The sequence below is a fragment of the Faecalibacterium butyricigenerans genome (genome assembly GCF_020687345.1).
Taxonomy (GTDB): domain Bacteria; phylum Bacillota; class Clostridia; order Oscillospirales; family Ruminococcaceae; genus Faecalibacterium; species Faecalibacterium butyricigenerans.
The window spans coordinates 19,392-38,337 of the sequence record NZ_JAJEQL010000014.1 but is presented as its reverse complement, the minus strand read 5'-3'; the positions used below and the strand labels follow the sequence as shown (position 1 = coordinate 38,337).

The window sequence follows — 18,946 nt, the reverse complement described above, 5'->3', positions numbered from 1 at the left end:
CCTCTCGGGAATGCTTCTGGCTCTCCCTTTGGGAGAGCTGTCACCGAAGGTGACTGAGAGGGCAAGGATGCTCCTCCTTTGTCAGGCGGCTTGCCCTCTCCGTCTCGCATTCGCTCGCCACCTCTCCCAAAGGGAGAGGCGATGGCGTTGATTCTATAAGGAGTTTACCATGAAAAAAAGATTCCTCGCATTCCTGCTGGCCGTCTGCGTGGCGGTTTCCATGCTGGTGCTGCCCGCCTCGGCGGTCGGCTCCAACGCGGCAGTCCAGACGGCGACGGCGCTGGGCGGTCTGACCGCAGAGCAGTCCGCTTCTCTGGGCGCGCCCCTCACCCGTGGGCAGGCGGCCCGTCTCCTGACGGCTTTCTCGGCCTACCGCGACACCGCCGCAGCACAGGGCCGCACCGGCCGTCTGTACAGCGATGTGGACAGCGATTCGCCCTACGCCGTCTACATCCGCACTGCCGTCCAGAACGGCTGGATGACCGGCTACTCCGATGGCAGCTTCCGCCCGGACAATGCCGTTACGCTGGAGGAGGCCTGCACCATGGCCCTCCGCCTGCTGGGCTACGATGTGGCGAGCCTCGGCGGCACCTTCCCCTCGGCCCAGCTCAATAAGGCAAGCGCACTGGGCCTGCGCAATGACATCAGCGCCCGTCAGGGCGAGGTGCTGACCCTCGAGCAGGGCACCGTGCTCTTCTACAATGCCCTCACTGCCATGAACGGCAGCGGTCAGGTCTACGCCTCCACGCTGGGCTTTGCGGTGAGCAACGGTCAGGTGGACATCTCCTCCGTCCTGCTGGACAACGTCAAAGGCCCCTTCGTGGCCGATGCGGCCACGGCCCTGCCCTTTGCCCCGGCGGCCATCTACCGCAACGACGAAGTCACCACCTCTGCGGCCCTCTCGCCCTATGATGTCTACTATTATAATGAGAGCGCCCGCACCCTGTGGATCTACAATAAGCGTGCCGCAGGCCGTGTGACGGCGGTCTCGCCCTCGGCCAGCGCCCCGACCTCTGTGACTGTGGCTGGGGTCAGCTACACCATCGCCTCGCCCTCTGTGGCCTACCAGCTGTCCTCCCTGTCCGGCGGCGGCGTGGGTCAGGTGGTCACGCTGCTGCTTGGTATGAATGACGCCGCAGTCTCCGTCCTCACCGGAGACGAGGCCGACGCCGTCTTTTACGGCGTGGTGCAGTCCTCATCCCGCACCCTCGTGGAGACCAACAGCGCCGAGGTGCAGCAGGCCGTCTCCATCATGTGCACCGACGGCACGGCCCGCACCGTCAACGTAAACAATAAGCTCAATTTCCCGGCGGGTAAGCTGGTGGAGATCTGCGTGGACGAGGGCGGCGAGAGCGTTAAGTCCATCTCGCCCCGCCCGGTCAGCGGCACCATCCGCGCCGACGGCACCGCACTGGGCGACACCCCGTTTGCAGACAACGTGCAGATCCTTGATACGACGTCGGAGGGTGTGGCTGGGGCAGTTCGCCCCAGCCGCCTATCGGGGGTAACGCTGAGTGAGAACGACGTCCGCTACTACACCACCAACGCCGCCGGTGAGATCGACCGGGTCATCCTCAACGATGTGACCGGCGACCTGTGGGAGTATGCCGCGCTGGATTCCGTCCGCCGCCTGACGGACGAAGCCGCCAAGAAGATCGACAAGAAGATCAGCGAGAAGGCGCAGGACGCCGCAAAGGAGGCCGCAGGCCTCCCCACGACGACAACGACCACCACCACGGTGAAGAAGACCGACGAGGAGACCTTTCAGGACGTGAAGAACATTCTGGTGCCCAGCACCAGCGATGTGCTCTACGGCCTCATCGACGGCAGCATCGTCAGCTCTACCTGGAACACCCTCACCGGCAAGACGGACCAGCTCTTCAGCTATGTGCTCCGCCGCACCGGCGACAGTGTGGGCGGCACGCTGGGTGATTTCCTCAACTATCTGGGTGAGGGCGCCACCTACGTCTGCTACACCGGCGGCAAGCAGGTGGCCTACAGCACCTCCACCAAGTATCCCATCGTGGCGGGCGGCATCGCCATCGGCCGCTCTGCCGACGGCAAGGCCATCAACCGGATGCTCCAGCTCTCGCCGGTGGTCATCGACAGGCTGGGCGCGGCTTCGGTCATGAGCGGGGACAAGCGGTATGAGACCGCCGACGATATGCAGGTCTATCTGTGGTCGAACGGCCAGTATTTCGCCACCTCGCTGCCCAAGGTCAACACCGAGGACTACAAGCTCATCGGCTGGTACGACAACTTTGGCTGCGCAGGCGGAAAGAAGATCCGCATCCTCGTGGCCGTCAAGACGAACTGAGATCTTCCCTGAAAGAACAAAGCAGCAGCCTCACCGAACGCAGAGTGAGGCTGCTGCTTTTTTCGTTTAGCTGTTGGACTGGGGGACGCGGCAGAAAAAGGGCCTTCCCATTTGCCACCGGCCCGGTTTCGTGTTACAATAAAAACCAGAGAAATTGCGGAAAAAGGAGGTGCGGCAATGATACGCATCGCTCTTGTGGAGGATGAGGCAGAGGTACGGGCGCAGCTGCAAGGCTATGTGCAGCGGCACACCCGGCAGTATGGTACCGAGTTTGCTGTGACGGAGTTCGCCGACGGGATGGAGCTGCTGGATGATTACCGCCCGGTGTACGATGTCCTGTTTCTGGACGTGGAGATGAAGCATCTGGACGGGATGGAGACGGCCCGGCGGGTGCGGGAGCTGGACAAGGACGTCATCATCGTCTTCATCACGAATATGGCCCAGTACGCCATCGGCGGGTACGCGGTGGGTGCGCTGGACTATGTGCTCAAACCGGTGCCCTACTTTGCTTTTTCGCAGCAGCTCCGGAAGGTGGAGGAGCAGCTGCGCCGCCGGGTGCGGCACTATCTGGCCCTGCCGGTGGAGGGCGGGCTGCGGCGGCTGGACTCTGCCCTCATCTATTATCTGGAAAGCGAGGGCCACCGCGTCCGCTTCTACACCGAGGAGGGGGACTTCGCGGCGGCGGGCACCCTGAAAGCCTTCGAGGAGAAGCTGGCTGAGCGGCCCTTTGCCCGCTGCAACAGCGGCTACCTCGTCAATCTGGCGCAGGTGAAGGGGGTGCAGCAGGGGATGGTGCAGGTAGGACCTTATGAATTGCAGCTGAGCCGGCCCCGGCGGAAAGCTTTCCTCGCGGCGCTGGCCGACCACATCGGAGGTGGAGGCGCATGACGGCGCTGCCCAATATCCCGCGCCTTTACACGGCGCTGGCCGAGTGTCTGGCCGTGGGCATCTACGCCCTGCCGCTGGGCCTCCGCTTCGGCCCGAAAGCTACTCTCGCCGTCAGCGCGGCGTGGGCGCTGGTCCTCTGCGCTTTTTTGCAGGCCACGGGCAGCGTCCCGCTGGCGTGGTGGATCCCCTGCATGGCGGCGGCGGTGGCGATGCAGTACCTCTACCTTTGGCTCACCCGCACCATCTCGCTGCTGGAGGCCGGGTATGTCTGCGCCCGGGCCTTTGTTCTGGCCGAGCTGGCCGCCAGCGCCGAGTGGCAGCTGCACTGTTTCCTCTGGCCCCAGCGCAGCGGGGCCGATGGCCTGTCGCTGGCGCTGCTGGCGGTGGTCTACAGCGGGGTCTTTGGCTGCATCTGGCTGCTGGAGCACAAGCACGCCAGCCCCAAGGGCCGCATCGTCATCAGCGGAAAAGCGGCCCTCGTGGCCGTCGTCATGGCGGCGATGGTCTTCGCGGTGAGCAACCTGCTGTTCTTGGGTGACCGCGAGGTGGACATGAGCGTCTACTACATCCGCACGCTGGTGGACATCTGCGGCGTCCTCATCCTGACCGTCCAGCACGAGCAGCTGCGAGAGGCGGCCCTCCACAGTGAGCTTGCGGCGATGGACGAGGTGCTCCACCGCCAGTATGAGCAGTACAAGCGGAGCAAAGAGGGCATCCGGCTCATCAACAGCCGCTACCATGAGTTGAAAATTCAGATCGCAGACATCCGTGCCGAGCGCGACCGGGCCAAGCAGGACGCCGCGCTGGCCCGGATGGAAAGCGGCATCCGCCGGTATGAGGCCGAGAACAAGACCGGCAATCCGGTGCTGGACACCCTGCTCACCGCAAAGAGCATGGACTGCCAGCAGCGGGGCATCAACATGACCAGCGTGGCCGATGGCAGCAAGCTGGGGTTCCTGACGACCCGTGAGCTGTGCACCCTCGTGGGCGCGCCGCTGGACAACGCCATCGAGTGTGTCACGGCCGAGCCGGACCCCGAAAAGCGGCTGCTGCGGGTGGCCGTCTATGACCAGAGCGGCTGTGTGATGCTCCGCTTCGAGAATTACTGCGCCCAGCCCGTGGAACTGGGCGCAGACGGCCTGCCCCGCCACAACACCCACGGCGGCTACGACCTGCGGGGCGTGCAGGCGGCAGCGCAGGACCACGACGGCACCATGACCCTTCACTGGGCCGACGGCTGGTTCACGCTGCGGATCCTGCTGCCGATCCCGGAATAAAGAAAAACCTCTCCGGCATTGCGAAGCAATGACGGAGAGGTTTTTCTGTTTTGCACAATAAAGCTGGGCCTGTATTTGTGAATAAGCACAATAAAATTTGAAACCAAAATGAAACTTCTGCAAAATATGCCTCGGAAATGACAGGTTGTGAAAATCTTTGTAAATTTTCATTGAATTCCTTTATAATGGATGCCGACAGTCCGGGAGCTGTGCCCGGGAAATATGAATTCAGAATAAGGAGGAAGAATTATGTTGTCCGTCAATATGGATGATGTAATGCAGGTAGTTTCCAACATCCAGAACTACCTGATCGCCTTCGGCGTCGTGGTCGTGGTCGCACTCGTTGCGATGTTTGCGGCCAAGAAGCTGCCGAAAGCCAAGAAGAAGATGGTCCGTGCGCAGTCTGGTGTCGCCATTCTGCTGGCACTGGTCATCGTTGTCAACCTCATCTGCACCGGCCCCATGTCCACCATGCTGGATCTGGTCTCCGGTGAAGGCTCCATCAGCGAGGAGACCTCCGCAGAGGCGACCGAGCTGGTGAACGAGATCACGCAGGAGGGCATCGTTCTGGCACAGAACGATGACAACATCCTGCCTGTGGCCTCCGGCTCCAAGCTGAACGTCTTTGGCTGGGCCTCCACCAGCCCCTGCTACGGCGGCACCGGCTCCGGCGCACTGAACGACGCCTATCCCGTCACCGATCTGCTCACCGGCCTGCACGATGCGGGCATTGAGACCAACGACGAGCTGAGCAAGTTCTACACCGACTACTGCGCTACCCGTCCCAGCGTCGGCATGGCACAGCAGGACTGGACCCTGCCTGAGCCGAATGTCAGCCTGTACACCGACGAGATGATGGCAAACGCCAAGGAATACTCTGACACCGCTATGGTGGTCATCACCCGCGTCGGCGGCGAGGGCGCAGACCTTCCCACCGATATGGCTGCTGTCGTGGACGGCAGCTGGGTCCGCCGTGTGGCAGACTACCGCGGCTCTCAGCGCGGCGCTGGCTATTACAACGGCTCTTATGACGACAGCCTGAACGAGGGCAACGACTGGGATGCAGGCGACCACTTCCTGCAGCTGTCCAACCGCGAGGAAGAGCTGATCGATCTGGTCACTTCCAACTTCGACAACGTCATCGTCGTCTACAACGGCGCAAACGCATTCGAGATGGGCTGGGTCAAGGATTACCCCCAGATCAAGGGCGTTCTGCTCTGCCCCGGCACCGGCCAGTCCGGCTTTGAGGGCTTTGGCCGCGTGGTCGCCGGTGAGGTCAACCCCTCCGGCCGCACCGCAGATACCTATGTCACCGACCTGACCGCCTCTCCGTGGTGGAACAACTTCGGCGACTTCAAGTACACCAACGCTTCCGAGTTCAACTCCAATGCAAGTATGTTCGACCCCGAGGGCACCACTCCCTCCTTCGTCAACTACGTCGAGGGCATCTACGTCGGCTACAAGTTCTATGAGACGGCTGCCGATGAGGGCCTCATCGACTACGACAAGGAAGTGGTCTATCCCTTCGGCTACGGCCTGAGCTACACCACCTTCACCCAGAAGATGAGCGACATCACCAACGATGGCGCAGACCTGAAGTTCTCCGTCACTGTCACCAACACCGGCTCTGTTGCCGGCAAGGATGTTGTCGAGATCTACAGCGATCCTCCGTATACCAACGGCGGCATCGAGAAGGCCTCCGCAAACCTGCTGGACTTCGCCAAGACCGGCGAGCTGGCTCCCGGCGAGAGCGAGACCATCGACTTCACCATCCCGGTGGAGGAGCTGGCTTCCTACGATTACCAGAACAACGGCTGCTATGTGCTGGAGGCTGGCGATTACGTCATCAGCACCAACGCAGACTCCCACACCGCTCTGGATTCCAAGACCTGCACCTTCGCTTCGGACATCGTCTACAACGAATCCAACAAGCGCGAGAGCGATGAGGTCGTGGCCACCAACCAGTTCGATTTCGCTGAGGGCGAGATCACCTATCTGTCCCGTGCAGACGGCTTCGCAAACTACGATGAAGCCACTGCCGCTCCTGCTACCTACGAGATGAGCGACGAGGTCAAGGCTGGCTTCGAGAACTGCTTCACCTACACCGAGTCCGGCTACGAGAAGGACGAGGACCCCAACGCAGAGGACATTACCACCGGCGCAAAGAACGGCCTCAAGCTGGCTGACCTGCGCGGCGTGGATTACAACGACTCCAAGTGGGATGACCTGCTGGACGAGATGAGCATCGACGACCTGCAGCAGACCATCGGCTTCGGTGGCTATCAGACCGCAGCGGTGGACAGCGTCGGCAAGGTGCGCACCAACGACTGCGATGGCCCCGCCTCCATCAACAACAACTTCACCGGCGTCGGCTCGGTCGGCTTCCCGGCTGCTACCCTCATCGGCATGACCTGGAGCAAGGATCTGGCCCATGACTTCGGCGACAGCATCGGCAAGATGGCCAACGAGATGAACACCTCCGGCTGGTACGGCCCGGCCATGAACATCCACCGCACCGCATTCTCCGGCCGCAACTTCGAGTATTACTCGGAGGACGGCGTTCTGTCCGGCGAAATGGCCGCAAGCGCCATCGCAGGCGCACAGGAGCACGGCGTCTACGCTTACATGAAGCACTTTGCCCTGAACGATCAGGAGGGCAACCGCAACTGCATGGCGGCCACCTGGTCCAACGAGCAGGCCATCCGTGAGATCTACCTCAAGCCCTTCGAAATGTCGGTCAAGGATGCAGACTGCCACGCAGTCATGTCCTCTTTCAACTACATCGGCAATCGCTGGGCCGGCGGCTGCTCCGAGCTGCTGCAGAACGTCCTGCGCGGCGAGTGGGGTTTCCTCGGCTTCGTCGAGACCGACTACTTCGGCGTCTACGGCTACATGACCGCCGATCAGGCTGTCCGCAACGGCGGCGACCTGATGCTCTGCACCACGGGCAACGATTACAACAACGTGACCGTCCTGACCAACAGCAGCAAGCAGGCCATGCGCACCGCTGCCAAGAACATCCTCTACACCGTGGTCAACAGCCGCGCTTACGATGAGGAGAACCTGAACCCCGGTATGGCAAAGTGGAAGATCGTCCTGATCGGTGCAGACGTCGTCGCCGCACTGCTCATCGTCGGTCTGGAGTACACCGCCATCAAGAACTACAAAAAGCGCAAGGAAGAGGAAGAAGTCTAAGACGTAAGCACTCTCCGTGCAGCACCTGAACAAAACCGATGGCAAAGGCCCGCTGCAGCGAACAGCGGGCCTTTGCCCCGCTCAGGGATCAATGAGGAAAATGCGATGAAGCACACTGACATCATCCGGAAACTGAACCTAGAACAGAAATGTGCCCTGCTCTCGGGCGAGACGGTCTTCACCACCCGCGCTCTGCCGGGCAAGGGCATCCCGTCCATTACCCTGTCGGACGGCCCCAACGGCGTCCGCAAGCAGGCGGGGGCGGCCGACCATCTGGGCCTGAACCCCAGCGTCCCGGCCACCTGCTTCCCGACCTCCTCCGCCACGGCGTGCAGCTGGGACGAGGCCCTCGGCGAGGCCGTGGGCGAGGCGATGGGCGAGGAGGCCGCCGCACAGGAGGTGGCTGTCCTCCTCGGCCCCGGCCTGAACATCCAGCGCAGCCCCCTCTGCGGCCGTGACTTCGAGTATTTTTCGGAGGACCCCATCCTTGCGGGCAAAATGGCTGCGGCCTATGTGCGGGGCATCCAGAAAAAAGGCATCGCGGCCTGCCCCAAGCACTTCGCGGTCAACAGTCAGGAGCTGCGCCGGATGGCCTCCGACTCGGTGGTGGACGAGCGCACCCTGCGGGAGCTGTACCTGACCGGCTTCGAGATCGTGGTCAAGGAGGCCCGGCCCAAGACCATCATGACCTCCTACAACCTCATCAACGGCACCTACGCCAACGAGAACGCCCATCTCCTGCAGGACATCCTGCGGAAGGATTGGGGCTTCGACGGGGCGGTCGTCACCGACTGGGGCGGCTCCAACGACCACGCCCTCGGCGTGAAGAACGGCTCCACCCTCGAGATGCCCTGCCCCGGCGGCGACTCCATCCGGGAGCTGATGAAGGCCGTGAAGGACGGCAAAGTCACCGAGGCCGACCTCGACGCCCGCCTCGACGAGCTGCTGGAGCTGGTGCTCTCCACCCACGCGGCAGTGGAGAAAGCCCCCCGCACCTTTGACGCGGCTGCCCACCACGCACTGGCCCGCCGCGCCGCCGCCGAGAGCATCGTCCTGCTCAAGAACGAGGACGGCATCCTGCCCCTGAAGGCGGGCGAAAAGCTGGCCGTCATCGGCGACTTTGCCCAGACGCCCCGCTATCAGGGCGCAGGCTCCAGCGCCGTCAATGCGCTCCAAGTAGATGCTCTGCTGGACTGCATCAAAGCCGACGACAGCGGCATCGCCTTTGTGGGCTACGCCTCCGGCTTCGACCGTCAGGGAGCCGCAGACCCCAAAAAGCAGGAGGAGGCCGTCTCCCTCGCAAAGCAGGCCGACACCGTCCTGCTCTGCCTCGGCCTCGATGAGCTGCGGGAGAGCGAAGGTCTCGACCGCGCCGATATGGCGCTGGCCGAGAACCAGCAGCAGCTTCTGGACGCAGTGGCCGCCGTCAACCCGAATGTCGTCGTCCTGCTGAGCGCCGGTGCGCCGGTGGAGACCCCGTGGGTGGGCCGGTGCAAGGCGCTGGTCTACGGCGCGCTGGGCGGACAGGCGGGTGCCGGTGCGGCAGCGGACATCCTCACCGGAAAGCTCTGCCCCTGCGGCAAGCTGTCCCAGACGTGGGCAAAGGCCTACGACGACACCCCCGCCAAGGCAAACTTCGGCGGCGAGGGCCGGAACGTGGAGTACCGCGAGGGCCTGTATGTGGGCTACCGCTACTATCAGACCGCCGGTGTGAAGCCTGCCTTCCCCTTCGGCTACGGCCTGAGCTACACCACCTTCGAATACAGCGGCCTCAAGGCCGACGAAACGGGTGTGAGCCTTACCGTCACCAACACCGGCAGCGCCGCCGGTGCCGAGATCGTCCAGCTCTACGTCGCAAAGCCGGATGCGAAGGTCTTCCGCCCCGAGCAGGAGCTGAAGGGCTTTGCAAAGGTCTCTCTCGCCCCCGGCGAGAGCAAGACCGTGGCCATCGCGCTGGACGATAAGGCGTTCCGCTACTGGAACGTCAAGACCAACGCATGGGAGGTCGAGGGCGGCAGCTACCAGCTCCGGGTGGGCGCGTCCAGCGTGGACATCCGCCTGACGGCAGACATCACCGTCAAGGGCACCAATGCCCCCGACCCCTACGCGGGCCTGAGCCTGACCCACTACGTCTCCGGTCAGATCACCTATGTGACCGACGCCGAGTTCGAGGCCCTGCTGGGCCATCCCATCCCGGAGGACGTCGTCCGCATCGACCGGAACATGACGCTGGGCGAGATGGATCATGGCCGCAGCCCGCTGGGCTGGCTGGCCCAGAAGGTGCTGCGCAGCCGTCTTGACGCCAGCTTTGCAAAGGGCAAGCCTGACCTGAACACCGTCTTCCAGTACAATATGCCCCTCCGTGCGCTGGCCAAGATGACCAACGGCATGGTCAGCATGGGGATGGTGGACGGCCTCGTCTGGGAACTGAAGGGCTTCTGGCTGGTGGGCATCGTCCGGGTCATCTACGAATTTATCAAGAACGCCATCCTGAACGCTCAGCTGAAAAAGCGGCTGCGTCAGGGCTGAGAAGGAGGAACGACCGTGAATTTCTGGAATATCTTTGCCCAAAAGCATCCGGCTGCGGCCAAATGGGTGCGGGAGGGCGGACTGTTCGTTATCGTGTCCAACCTCATCACCGTGTTCAAGTACCTGCTGCTGCAATTTCTGCCCAAAGCTTTTGCCGGTCTGCCGGTGGTGGACTTCGGCTGGCCGGGCATCGACATCACCCTCTTCGGGGAGACCTTCAAGTGGAACATCCTCGGCTACGATGCGGCCCACGGCGGCCTGCCCTACTTCTGCGCCTACATGGTGGCCATGATCATCGGCGAGTGCATCAATTTCCCCATCCAGCGCAGCCTCGTCTTCCGCAGCAAGGGCAATCTGGCAAAACAGATCGGCTGGTACCTGCTGGCCTTCTGTCTCATCACCTGCATCGTCAACTCCATCAACTGCATCTGGGTGGCGGTGGCCGGTCTGCTGGTGCCCGACTTCATCTACAACATCGGCACCACCGTGCTCAACGGCGGCATCTCGATGGTGATCTTCTTCTTCGTGAACAAGATCATCTTCCCCGAGGGCGAGGCCGCAAAATAAACTGACATTCTCTCTATTTTCATCATTTTCTTCATCCAAACCAACAGGCCGTCCCCTGAAAAGGGGGCGGCCTGTTGGCATATTGAGCGATTTTGGACGCTGGAAAGGACGAATTTTCGGTCATAGGGGAAGAATCTGTCGGAGAGGGTTGTACTTTGCTGCTTTAGTGTGGTAAAATCGTGCCATGCTTTTATAGAGAAAGCAGCAAAGGGGGAAATGTATATGAGTGAGATCTGTATCATCGTCACCATCGTCGTCTATCTTGCGGCCATGCTGCTGGTGGGTTTCGCCTACAGCAAGACCAACAACGACAGCACCGACTTCTACCTCGGCGGGCGGAAGATGGGCCCGCTGGTCACGGCCATGAGCGCCGAGGCCAGCGATATGTCCAGCTGGCTTCTGATGGGTATGCCGGGTCTGGCCTACCTGAGCGGCATCGCCTCGCCGGGCTGGACGGCCATCGGTCTTGCGCTGGGCACATGGCTCAACTGGCTCATCGTAGCCCGGCGTCTGCGCCGCTACTCGGCCAACCTCGACGCCATCACCGTGCCGCAGTTCTTGTCGCTCCGCTTCCATGACCAGCGCAACCTGCTGAACGCTCTGGGCGCGGTCATCATCATCGTCTTTTTCGTGCCCTACACGGCTTCGGGCTTTGCGGCCTGCGGCAAGCTGTTCCACAGCCTTTTCGGGGTGGACTACATGGCCGCCATGCTGGTGTCGGCCCTCGTCATCGTGGGCTATACCATTCTGGGCGGCTTCCGGGCCGTCACCACCACCGACCTCATCCAGTCGGTGGTCATGTCGCTGGCCCTCGTGGCCGTTCTGGGCTATGGCATCGTCGTGGCCGGAGGCTGGGGCGCTGTGGTGGAGAACGCCCAGAGCCTTTCCGGCTACCTGACCATGACCGCCAGCCACGACGCCGTGACAGGCGGAGCGACGTCCTACAGCCTGCTGGACATCGTCTCTACGATGGCGTGGGGCCTCGGCTACTTTGGAATGCCCCATATTCTGCTCCGCTTCATGGCCATCGAGGACGAGAAGAAGCTGGTGCTCAGCCGTCGCATTGCGACCGTCTGGGTGGTCATCGCCATGGCAGCGTCCATCCTCATCGGCATGGTGGGCCTCGGCATGACCAAGGCCGGTGCGCTGGAATTCCTCAGCGGCTCCACCAGTGAGACCCTCATCGTCCGCGTCGCCAGCCTCATCAGCCAGCACGGCGTGCTGGCGGCCATTCTGGCCGGACTCATCCTTGCAGGCATCCTCGCGGCCACCATGTCCACGGCGGACAGCCAGATGCTGGCCGCTGCGTCCAGCGTGTCCCAGAACATCCTGCAGGAGTTCGCCCACCTCAAGCTGAGCGAGAAGCAGAGCCTCTTCGCCGCCCGCCTGACCATCGTCTGCGTCAGCGTGGTGGGTGTGGTGCTGGCCCGCGACCCCAACTCCAGCGTCTTCGGCATCGTCAGCTTCGCGTGGGCCGGCTTCGGCGGCGCCTTCGGCGCGGTCGTCCTCTGCGCTCTGTTCTGGAAGCGCTGCAACTGGCAGGGTGCGCTGGCCGGTATGCTTTCCGGCGGCCTGATGGTCTTCGTCTGGAAGTACCTCGTCAGCCCGCTGGGCGGCGTCTTCGGCATCTATGAGCTGCTGCCCGCCTTCCTCGTCTCGCTGGCTGTCTGCGTGGTGGTCAGCCTTGTGACCCCGGCCCCGGAGGCCGACATCCTCGCCGAGTTCGACGCGGCAAAATAACCGGTAAAAACAAGAGGAGGGCCTGTGCTGAAACCCGGCACAGGCCCTCCTTTTTATGCTTGTGTGACGCTTCCGTGCTCCACCCGGTATACCTTGTCAAACTGCTTCATGAACGCCCCCGAGACGTCGTGGGTGATGGCCACCACCATGCAGGGGAGGGCGAGCAGATTTTCCATGACCTGTCCGCTGGTGTCGGGGTCGAGGCTGGCGGTGATCTCGTCGGCGATGATGAGGTCGTACCGGCGAAGCGCCAGCCGTGCAATGCCGATGCGCTGGCGCTGCCCGCCCGAGAGATTCTTGCCGTTCTCGCTGATGAGGGTGTCGAGGCCGTCGGGCAGGGTGCTCACCCAGTCGGTGAGGCCCGCCGTCCCGATGGAGTGGGAAAGCTGAGCCTCGGGGAAGTCCGCGCCGAGGCAGATGTTGCTGCGGAGGGTGTCATTGAAGAGATAGGTTGTCTGGGCAATGTAGCCTACCCGCTGGTAGAGGCTCTGACGGTCGATGTCCCGCAGCTGCTGGCCGTTGAAGAGGATGCTGCCGGTATAGTCTGGGTAGTACTGGAACAGCAGCTTTGCCAGTGTAGACTTGCCGCAGCCGCTTTCGCCCACGAGGACGGCTTTTTCCTGCCCGGAGACCGTCAGCCGGACGCCGCGCAGCACCGGTGCAGCGGCTCCGGGGTAGGCAAAGCCGGTGTCCTTGCACTCGATGTGCTCGAGTTTACCGATGGCCCGGCCCGCAGAGACTTTTTCCGGGCCGGACATGGCTGCTTCCAGCCGCTGACGGATGCCCTTCGAGGATCTGACCTTGGCCCAGCACTGGGCGATCTGATTACAGGGCGTGATGACGAAGTTCGCCATGCTGGCGGCGGTGGAGACGGTGCCCATCGTCAGCCGCCCGTCGAAAGCGAGAAAAAGGCCCACCAGCATGACGATGGGGAAGATGAGGTTGCTGATGAGAGAGGTGTTGACCACCATGGCGTTGAGGCTCTGCTGGTAGGCCTGCTCGCTGTCGCGAGCCTGCCGGGCAGCATCCCGGTGGCGGGCGGCATAGGCGTCCTCCCGCAGAAAGCCCCGGATGACCTCGAACCCGCCCAGAAGCTCCTTGAGCTGCTGGGTGTAGCCCGCCATCTGGAGCGAAAAAGCGTCTCGGGAGGCTTTGAGCTGTTCATTCATCTTCCGGGGCAGGACCAGCGGCGGCACGGTCACAAGCAGGATGGCCGCCAGCATCACCGGGCTGATGTAAAGGTACATCCCCAGCGCACAGAGCATGATGCCGCCCCAGAACGCGATGTTGAAGAGGGACATATAATAGTCGTCGTAGAGAGTGCGCAGGTCGGTGGTCAGCAGGGAGAGATAGGCTGCATCGCCCTCCCGCTGATATTGGGACACCGGGCGGCGCAGCACCCGCTCCATGACCTGCCCCCGTACCTGCTCCACTGCGCCGCAGGCGAGTTTTGTAAAGGAGCGGCGGCTCAGCCGTTCGAAAAACCAGCTAGTGAAGGTGATGAGGAACACCAGCCCCATATAGCCCAGCGCCTCCTGCTTGCTTCTAGAATCGATGAGCCACTTGAGCTGGAAGTTTTTCAGCGGCGCGAAAAAGGATACCGCCGCCGTAAAGAGCGCGAAGAGCATGAGCTTCATCCAGTGATGTCGGAAGTAGTCGTTGACCGTTGCTTTTTTCATATGCAATATCCCCCTCTATGCTTCCTGCCGCAGGGCAGAAGCTGGGTTCAGTATAACAGATTTTTGCAAAAAAAAAATAGGATCGGTCATTTTTTGGAGAAGAGAGATGCTTGACAAAAAGGGGAGATGCCACTATACTAAAAATAAGGAAAAGGCACTGCCTGCAAAATGGTCAGCTCCTTACCGGCATCTAGTTAAAAAAGATTGACCGATCCGTTGGGGAACAGAGGCGGTCAATCTTTTTTGTTGCTGGAATAATGTTTTGCTCGAGGTCTGTCCCGAAAGACATCCCGTGAGATCATTCACATCGCATTAGAGTACCATAAAACGAGATGAATTACAAGAAAAACCCATCCGACTTCCTTTTTGCGGGAAATCGGATGGGTTTTGATTTTATGGCCTTATGTAAGAGGCGCTGTCAGCTTACAGCTGAGGGCCGGCAGAGACCAGAGCCTTGCCGTGCTCGTTGCCCTCGTACTTTGCGAAGTTCTTGATGAAGCGGCCAGCCAGATCCTTGGCCTTCTCTTCCCACTGAGCGGCATCTGCGTAGGTGTCGCGGGGGTCGAGGATGGCGGGGTCAACACCGGGCAGAGCGGTGGGGACCTCAAAGTCGAAGTAGGGGATCTTCTTGGTGGGAGCCTCGTTGATGGCACCGCTCAGGATGGCGTCGATGATGCCGCGGGTGTCCTTGATGGAGATGCGCTTGCCGGTGCCGTTCCAGCCGGTGTTGACCAGATAAGCCTTGGCACCGCTCTTCTGCATCTTCTTGACCAGCTCCTCAGCGTACTTGGTGGGGTGCAGCTCGAGGAAGGCCTGACCGAAGCAGGCAGAGAAGGTGGGGGTAGGCTCGGTGATGCCGCGCTCGGTGCCGGCCAGCTTTGCGGTAAAGCCGGACAGGAAGTAGTACTGGGTCTGCTCCGGGGTCAGGATGGAGACCGGGGGCAGGACGCCGAATGCATCCGCAGACAGGAAGATGACGTTCTTGGCAGCGGGAGCAGAAGAGATGGGGCGCACGATGTTCTGGATGTGGTCGATGGGGTAGGAGACGCGGGTGTTCTCGGTCACGCTCTTGTCGGCGAAATCGATGTGGCCCTCGGCGTCCAGAGTGACGTTCTCCAGCAGAGCGTTGCGCTTGATGGCGTTGTAGATGTCAGGCTCGGAGTCCTTGTCCAGATTGATGACCTTTGCATAGCAGCCGCCCTCGAAGTTGAAGACGCCGTTGTCGTCCCAGCCGTGCTCGTCATCGCCGATGAGCAGACGCTTGGGGTCGGTGGACAGGGTGGTCTTGCCGGTGCCGGACAGACCGAAGAAGATGGCAGTGTTCTTGCCCTCCATATCGGTGTTGGCAGAGCAGTGCATGGAAGCAATGCCCTTCAGCGGCAGGAAGTAGTTCATCATGGAGAACATACCCTTCTTCATCTCGCCGCCGTACCAGGTGTTGACGATGACCTGCTCCTTGCTGGTGATGTTGAACAGGACAGCAGTCTCGGAGTTCAGGCCCAGCTCCTTGTAGTTCTCGACCTTGGCCTTGGAAGCGTTGTAGACCACGAAATCAGGCTCGAAGTTTGCCAGCTCCTCAGCGGTGGGCTTGATGAACATATTGGTGACGAAATGTGCCTGCCAGGCCACTTCCATGATGAAGCGGACGGCCATGCGGGTGTCCTTGTTGGCACCGCAGAAAGCATCGACGACGTACAGGCGCTTGTTGGAAAGCTCCTTCTTGGCGATCTCCTTCACGGCCTCCCATGCTTCCTGAGAAGCGGGGTGGTTGTCGTTCTTGTACTCGTCGGAAGTCCACCACACGGTGTCCTTGGAGTTCTCGTCCATGACGATGAACTTATCCTTGGGGGAGCGGCCGGTGTAGATGCCGGTCATGACGTTGACAGCGCCCAGCTCGCTGACCTGACCCTTCTCGTAGCCTTCCAGCTCGGGCTTGGTCTCCTCGTTGAACAGCTGCTCATAAGAGGGGTTGTACACGATCTCGGTCGTGCCGGTGATACCATACTTGCTCAGATCTAACTTTGCCATGATACTTATACCTCTTCTTTCGTTCAGGTCATTGCCCCGCGCGCCTGCGGCAAGCCGCCCTCAGCCAAAAGGGCACCGCAGCGGGACGATGAAAGAAATACAGATGCGTATTCTCCTGTATACCATTATACATAAATCGGGTCTAAAATCAACCGGCAGAGTGATTTCCTTCGGGTAAAAGCAACAAATCTTATTAAGAATCTTTTCCATTTGAGGCGATTTCGTAAAAAATCCGGCCCCGTTTGGCCGCACAAATTAAAGAAAACCGGCCAAAAACGAGTCTTTGATAAAATTTTATCGATTTGGGATACAAGGGCGGGAAATGAGAGGGCAGCGCGGTGCAATTTTTGGCGGCGGAAGGCCGTATTATAAATAGAGACACAAATATTGTGTATATTCTGCGATGCATCTGGAAAAAAGACGCAGCCTATGGTATACTGAGCAGACTTGACTCACGGCCATGAGCCGCCAGCATGGAGAAACAACGATGAAGACGCTTTACATATTCCTCACCCGCTCCGGGACCCTGCTCTCGAACCTCGTGTACCGCCTTACCGGGGCGCAGTACACCCACATCTCTCTCGCCTTCGACGAGGATCTGAGCACCCTCTACAGCTCTACCCGGAAGAACGGCTACACCATGTTCCCCGCAGGCCCCAGCCGGGAGTACCTGAACCGGGGCGTGTTCCTCATGCGGGAGAACATCCCCTGCGCCCTCTATGCGCTGGAAGTGACCGACGAGGCCTACATCCGGGCCAAGCGCCGCACCCAGCACATGATGCACCACGGCGAGCTGTACCGCTTCAATTCGCTGGGCCTGCTGCTCTGCTGGATGCATATCCGCTGGCAGCGCCGCCGGCATTATTTCTGCTCCCAGTTCGTCAGCGAGGTGCTCCAGAAGAGCGGCGCGCTGGACCTGCCCAAGCCCAGCACCCTTATGCACCCCAGCGATTACGCCGAGCTGCCTCAGCTGCGCTGTCTCTACCGGGGCACGCTGGCCGACCTGCCCCAGCGCCAGAGCATGGAGATGGGCGAGGTGGAGAGTGTCATGGGCCTCTACCTGAGCGTCCTTCTGGGGGCTGTCAGGGGCGGCGTGCGGCATCTGTTCTGATTTTTGAAGAAATTGCCGAAAAAATTGAAAATATCTGTTGACAAAGCGGGGAGGCTGTGCTAAAATAATCGAGTCGGGAACAACACCCGATGCAAATGGTAGTATGGCCCGTTGGTCAAGCGGTTAAGACAGAGGCCTCTCACGCCTTTAACATCGGTTCGATTCCGGTACGGGTCACCATTTTTAGTAATAAAACGGCTGTATGCCGTTTTATATAGATGCCTCTTTAGCTCAGTCGGTTAGAGCACCTGACTGTTAATCAGGGTGTCGCCTGTTCGAGTCAGGCAAGAGGCGCCAGCAAAGCGATGGAAATTTTCCATCGCTTTTTTCTTTTTCCTGTTCCGGCGCGGCTTTTGTTGACAGAAAATGCGGCGGGGGATATACTTATAAAAACGAACTGCTCAGGCCGCCTGCGGCGTCCAGCTCTCCGGATGGGAGAGCCTTTGGAAAACCGAGAAAAGATAAGCCTGATGAAAAAGGAGAAACGTATGAAACAGATCATTCTGACGGGCGACCGCCCAACGGGCCGTCTCCATGTCGGCCACTATGTCGGCTCTCTGAAGGAGCGTGTCCGGCTGCAGAACTCCGGCAAGTTCGACGAGATCTTTATCATGATCGCCGACGCGCAGGCTCTGACGGACAACGCCGATAACCCGGAGAAGGTGCGCCAGAACGTGCTGCAGGTGGCGCTGGACTATCTGGCTGTGGGCATCGACCCGGCCAAGGCACACATCTTCATCCAGTCGATGGTGCCCCAGCTGACCGAGCTGAGCTTCTATTATATGAACCTTGTCACCGTCTCCCGCCTGCAGCGCAACCCGACCGTCAAGGCCGAGATCCAGCAGAAGAATTTTGAGTCCAGCATCCCGGTGGGCTTCTTCACCTACCCCATCAGTCAGGCCGCCGACATCACCGCCTTCAAGGCGACCACCGTCCCCGCAGGCGAGGATCAGCGTCCCATGATCGAGCAGTGCTGCGAGATCGTCCGCAAGTTCAACTCGGTCTACGGTGAGACACTGGTGGAGCCAGAGATCGTCCTGCCCCAGAACGCCGCCTGCCTGCGTCTGCCCGGCACCGACGGCAAGGCCAAGATGAGCAAGAGCCTCGGCAACTGCATCTACCTCTCCGATGAGCCGGAGGACATCAAGAAGAAGATCATGTCCATGTACACCGACCCGAACCACCTGCGGGTGCAGGACCCCGGTAAGGTGGAGGGCAACCCCGTCTTCATCTATCTGGACGCATTCAGCCGCCCGGAGCACTTTGCGGAGTTCCTGCCCGAGTACCAGAACCTCGACGAGTTGAAGGCACACTATCAGCGCGGTGGTCTGGGCGATGTGAAGGTGAAAAAGTTCCTGAACGCCGTCATGCAGGCCGAGCTGGAGCCGATCCGCACCCGCCGCAAAGAGTGGGAGCAGCGCCTGCCCGAGGTGGTCGAAATTCTGAAGGAGGGCAGCGCTGTGGCCGAGAAGACCGCCGCCGCCACCCTCGCCGAGGTGCGTAAGTCCATGAAGATCGATTACTTTACGGACGGAAATCTCCTGAAATAACGATTGGTAAATAAAAATCCCCTCAGCCAAACGGCTGAGGGGATTTTTTGCAGTTCGTATTACAG

11 protein-coding genes and 2 tRNA genes are annotated in these 18,946 nt (G+C 60.8%); 11 read left to right on the top strand and 2 right to left on the bottom strand.

The features are described from left to right. Positions 1 to 169: 169 nt before the first annotated feature. The 7 genes from LKD23_RS07205 (at position 170) to LKD23_RS07175 (ending at position 12,513) form a co-directional block, all read left to right on the top strand. Positions 170 to 2,317: an S-layer homology domain-containing protein gene (locus tag LKD23_RS07205; RefSeq protein WP_227621062.1), complete on the top strand. Its 2,148-nt coding sequence runs from the start codon at positions 170 to 172 to the stop codon at positions 2,315 to 2,317. Between the two features lie 177 nt (positions 2,318 to 2,494). After that, the gene (locus LKD23_RS07200) at positions 2,495 to 3,205 is read left to right on the top strand and encodes a LytR/AlgR family response regulator transcription factor (protein WP_227621061.1); all 711 of its coding nucleotides are present in this window, start codon (positions 2,495 to 2,497) and stop codon (positions 3,203 to 3,205) included. Next, entirely contained in the window at positions 3,202 to 4,482 is a 1,281-nt protein-coding gene (locus tag LKD23_RS07195; protein ID WP_227621060.1) for a GHKL domain-containing protein, read from the top strand. Before LKD23_RS07200 ends, LKD23_RS07195 begins: the two co-directional genes overlap by 4 nt. Before the next feature lie 249 nt (positions 4,483 to 4,731). Next, on the top strand, positions 4,732 to 7,677 hold the full coding sequence (locus LKD23_RS07190; protein WP_227621059.1) for a glycoside hydrolase family 3 N-terminal domain-containing protein: 2,946 nt from the start codon (positions 4,732 to 4,734) through the stop codon (positions 7,675 to 7,677). Positions 7,678 to 7,782: 105 nt separating this feature from the next. Beyond that, the gene (locus LKD23_RS07185; protein WP_227621058.1) at positions 7,783 to 10,206 is read left to right on the top strand and encodes a glycoside hydrolase family 3 C-terminal domain-containing protein; all 2,424 of its coding nucleotides are present in this window, start codon (positions 7,783 to 7,785) and stop codon (positions 10,204 to 10,206) included. Between the two features lie 15 nt (positions 10,207 to 10,221). Next, positions 10,222 to 10,773 (top strand): GtrA family protein, encoded by a 552-nt coding sequence (locus tag LKD23_RS07180; RefSeq protein ID WP_227621057.1) that lies wholly within the window; start codon positions 10,222 to 10,224, stop codon positions 10,771 to 10,773. Positions 10,774 to 10,989: 216 nt separating this feature from the next. Continuing rightward, on the top strand, positions 10,990 to 12,513 hold the full coding sequence (locus LKD23_RS07175) for a sodium/proline symporter (protein ID WP_349138518.1): 1,524 nt from the start codon (positions 10,990 to 10,992) through the stop codon (positions 12,511 to 12,513). Positions 12,514 to 12,566: 53 nt separating this feature from the next. Here LKD23_RS07175 and LKD23_RS07170 read toward each other — a convergent pair whose 3' ends face one another. Beyond that, positions 12,567 to 14,192, bottom strand: coding sequence for an ABC transporter ATP-binding protein (locus LKD23_RS07170; RefSeq protein WP_227621055.1), 1,626 nt, complete (start codon positions 14,190 to 14,192; stop codon positions 12,567 to 12,569). A 423-nt stretch (positions 14,193 to 14,615) separates the two neighbouring features. Further along, entirely contained in the window at positions 14,616 to 16,220 is a 1,605-nt protein-coding gene (gene pckA / locus LKD23_RS07165; protein WP_227621054.1) for a phosphoenolpyruvate carboxykinase (ATP), read from the bottom strand. Between the two features lie 487 nt (positions 16,221 to 16,707). Between pckA and LKD23_RS07160 the strand changes: the two genes are divergently transcribed. The 4 genes from LKD23_RS07160 to trpS all read left to right on the top strand — a co-directional run bounded on the left by LKD23_RS07160 (position 16,708) and on the right by trpS (position 18,881). Further along, positions 16,708 to 17,331: a hypothetical protein gene (locus tag LKD23_RS07160; RefSeq protein WP_227621053.1), complete on the top strand. Its 624-nt coding sequence runs from the start codon at positions 16,708 to 16,710 to the stop codon at positions 17,329 to 17,331. Positions 17,332 to 17,436: 105 nt separating this feature from the next. Further along, positions 17,437 to 17,511 (top strand) — tRNA-Glu (locus tag LKD23_RS07155). 40 nt (positions 17,512 to 17,551) lie between these two features. Continuing rightward, positions 17,552 to 17,628: transfer RNA gene (locus LKD23_RS07150), tRNA-Asn, on the top strand. A gap of 191 nt (positions 17,629 to 17,819) precedes the next feature. Next, entirely contained in the window at positions 17,820 to 18,881 is a 1,062-nt protein-coding gene (trpS, locus tag LKD23_RS07145) for a tryptophan--tRNA ligase (RefSeq protein WP_227621052.1), read from the top strand. The last annotated feature ends 65 nt before the right edge of the window (positions 18,882 to 18,946 follow it).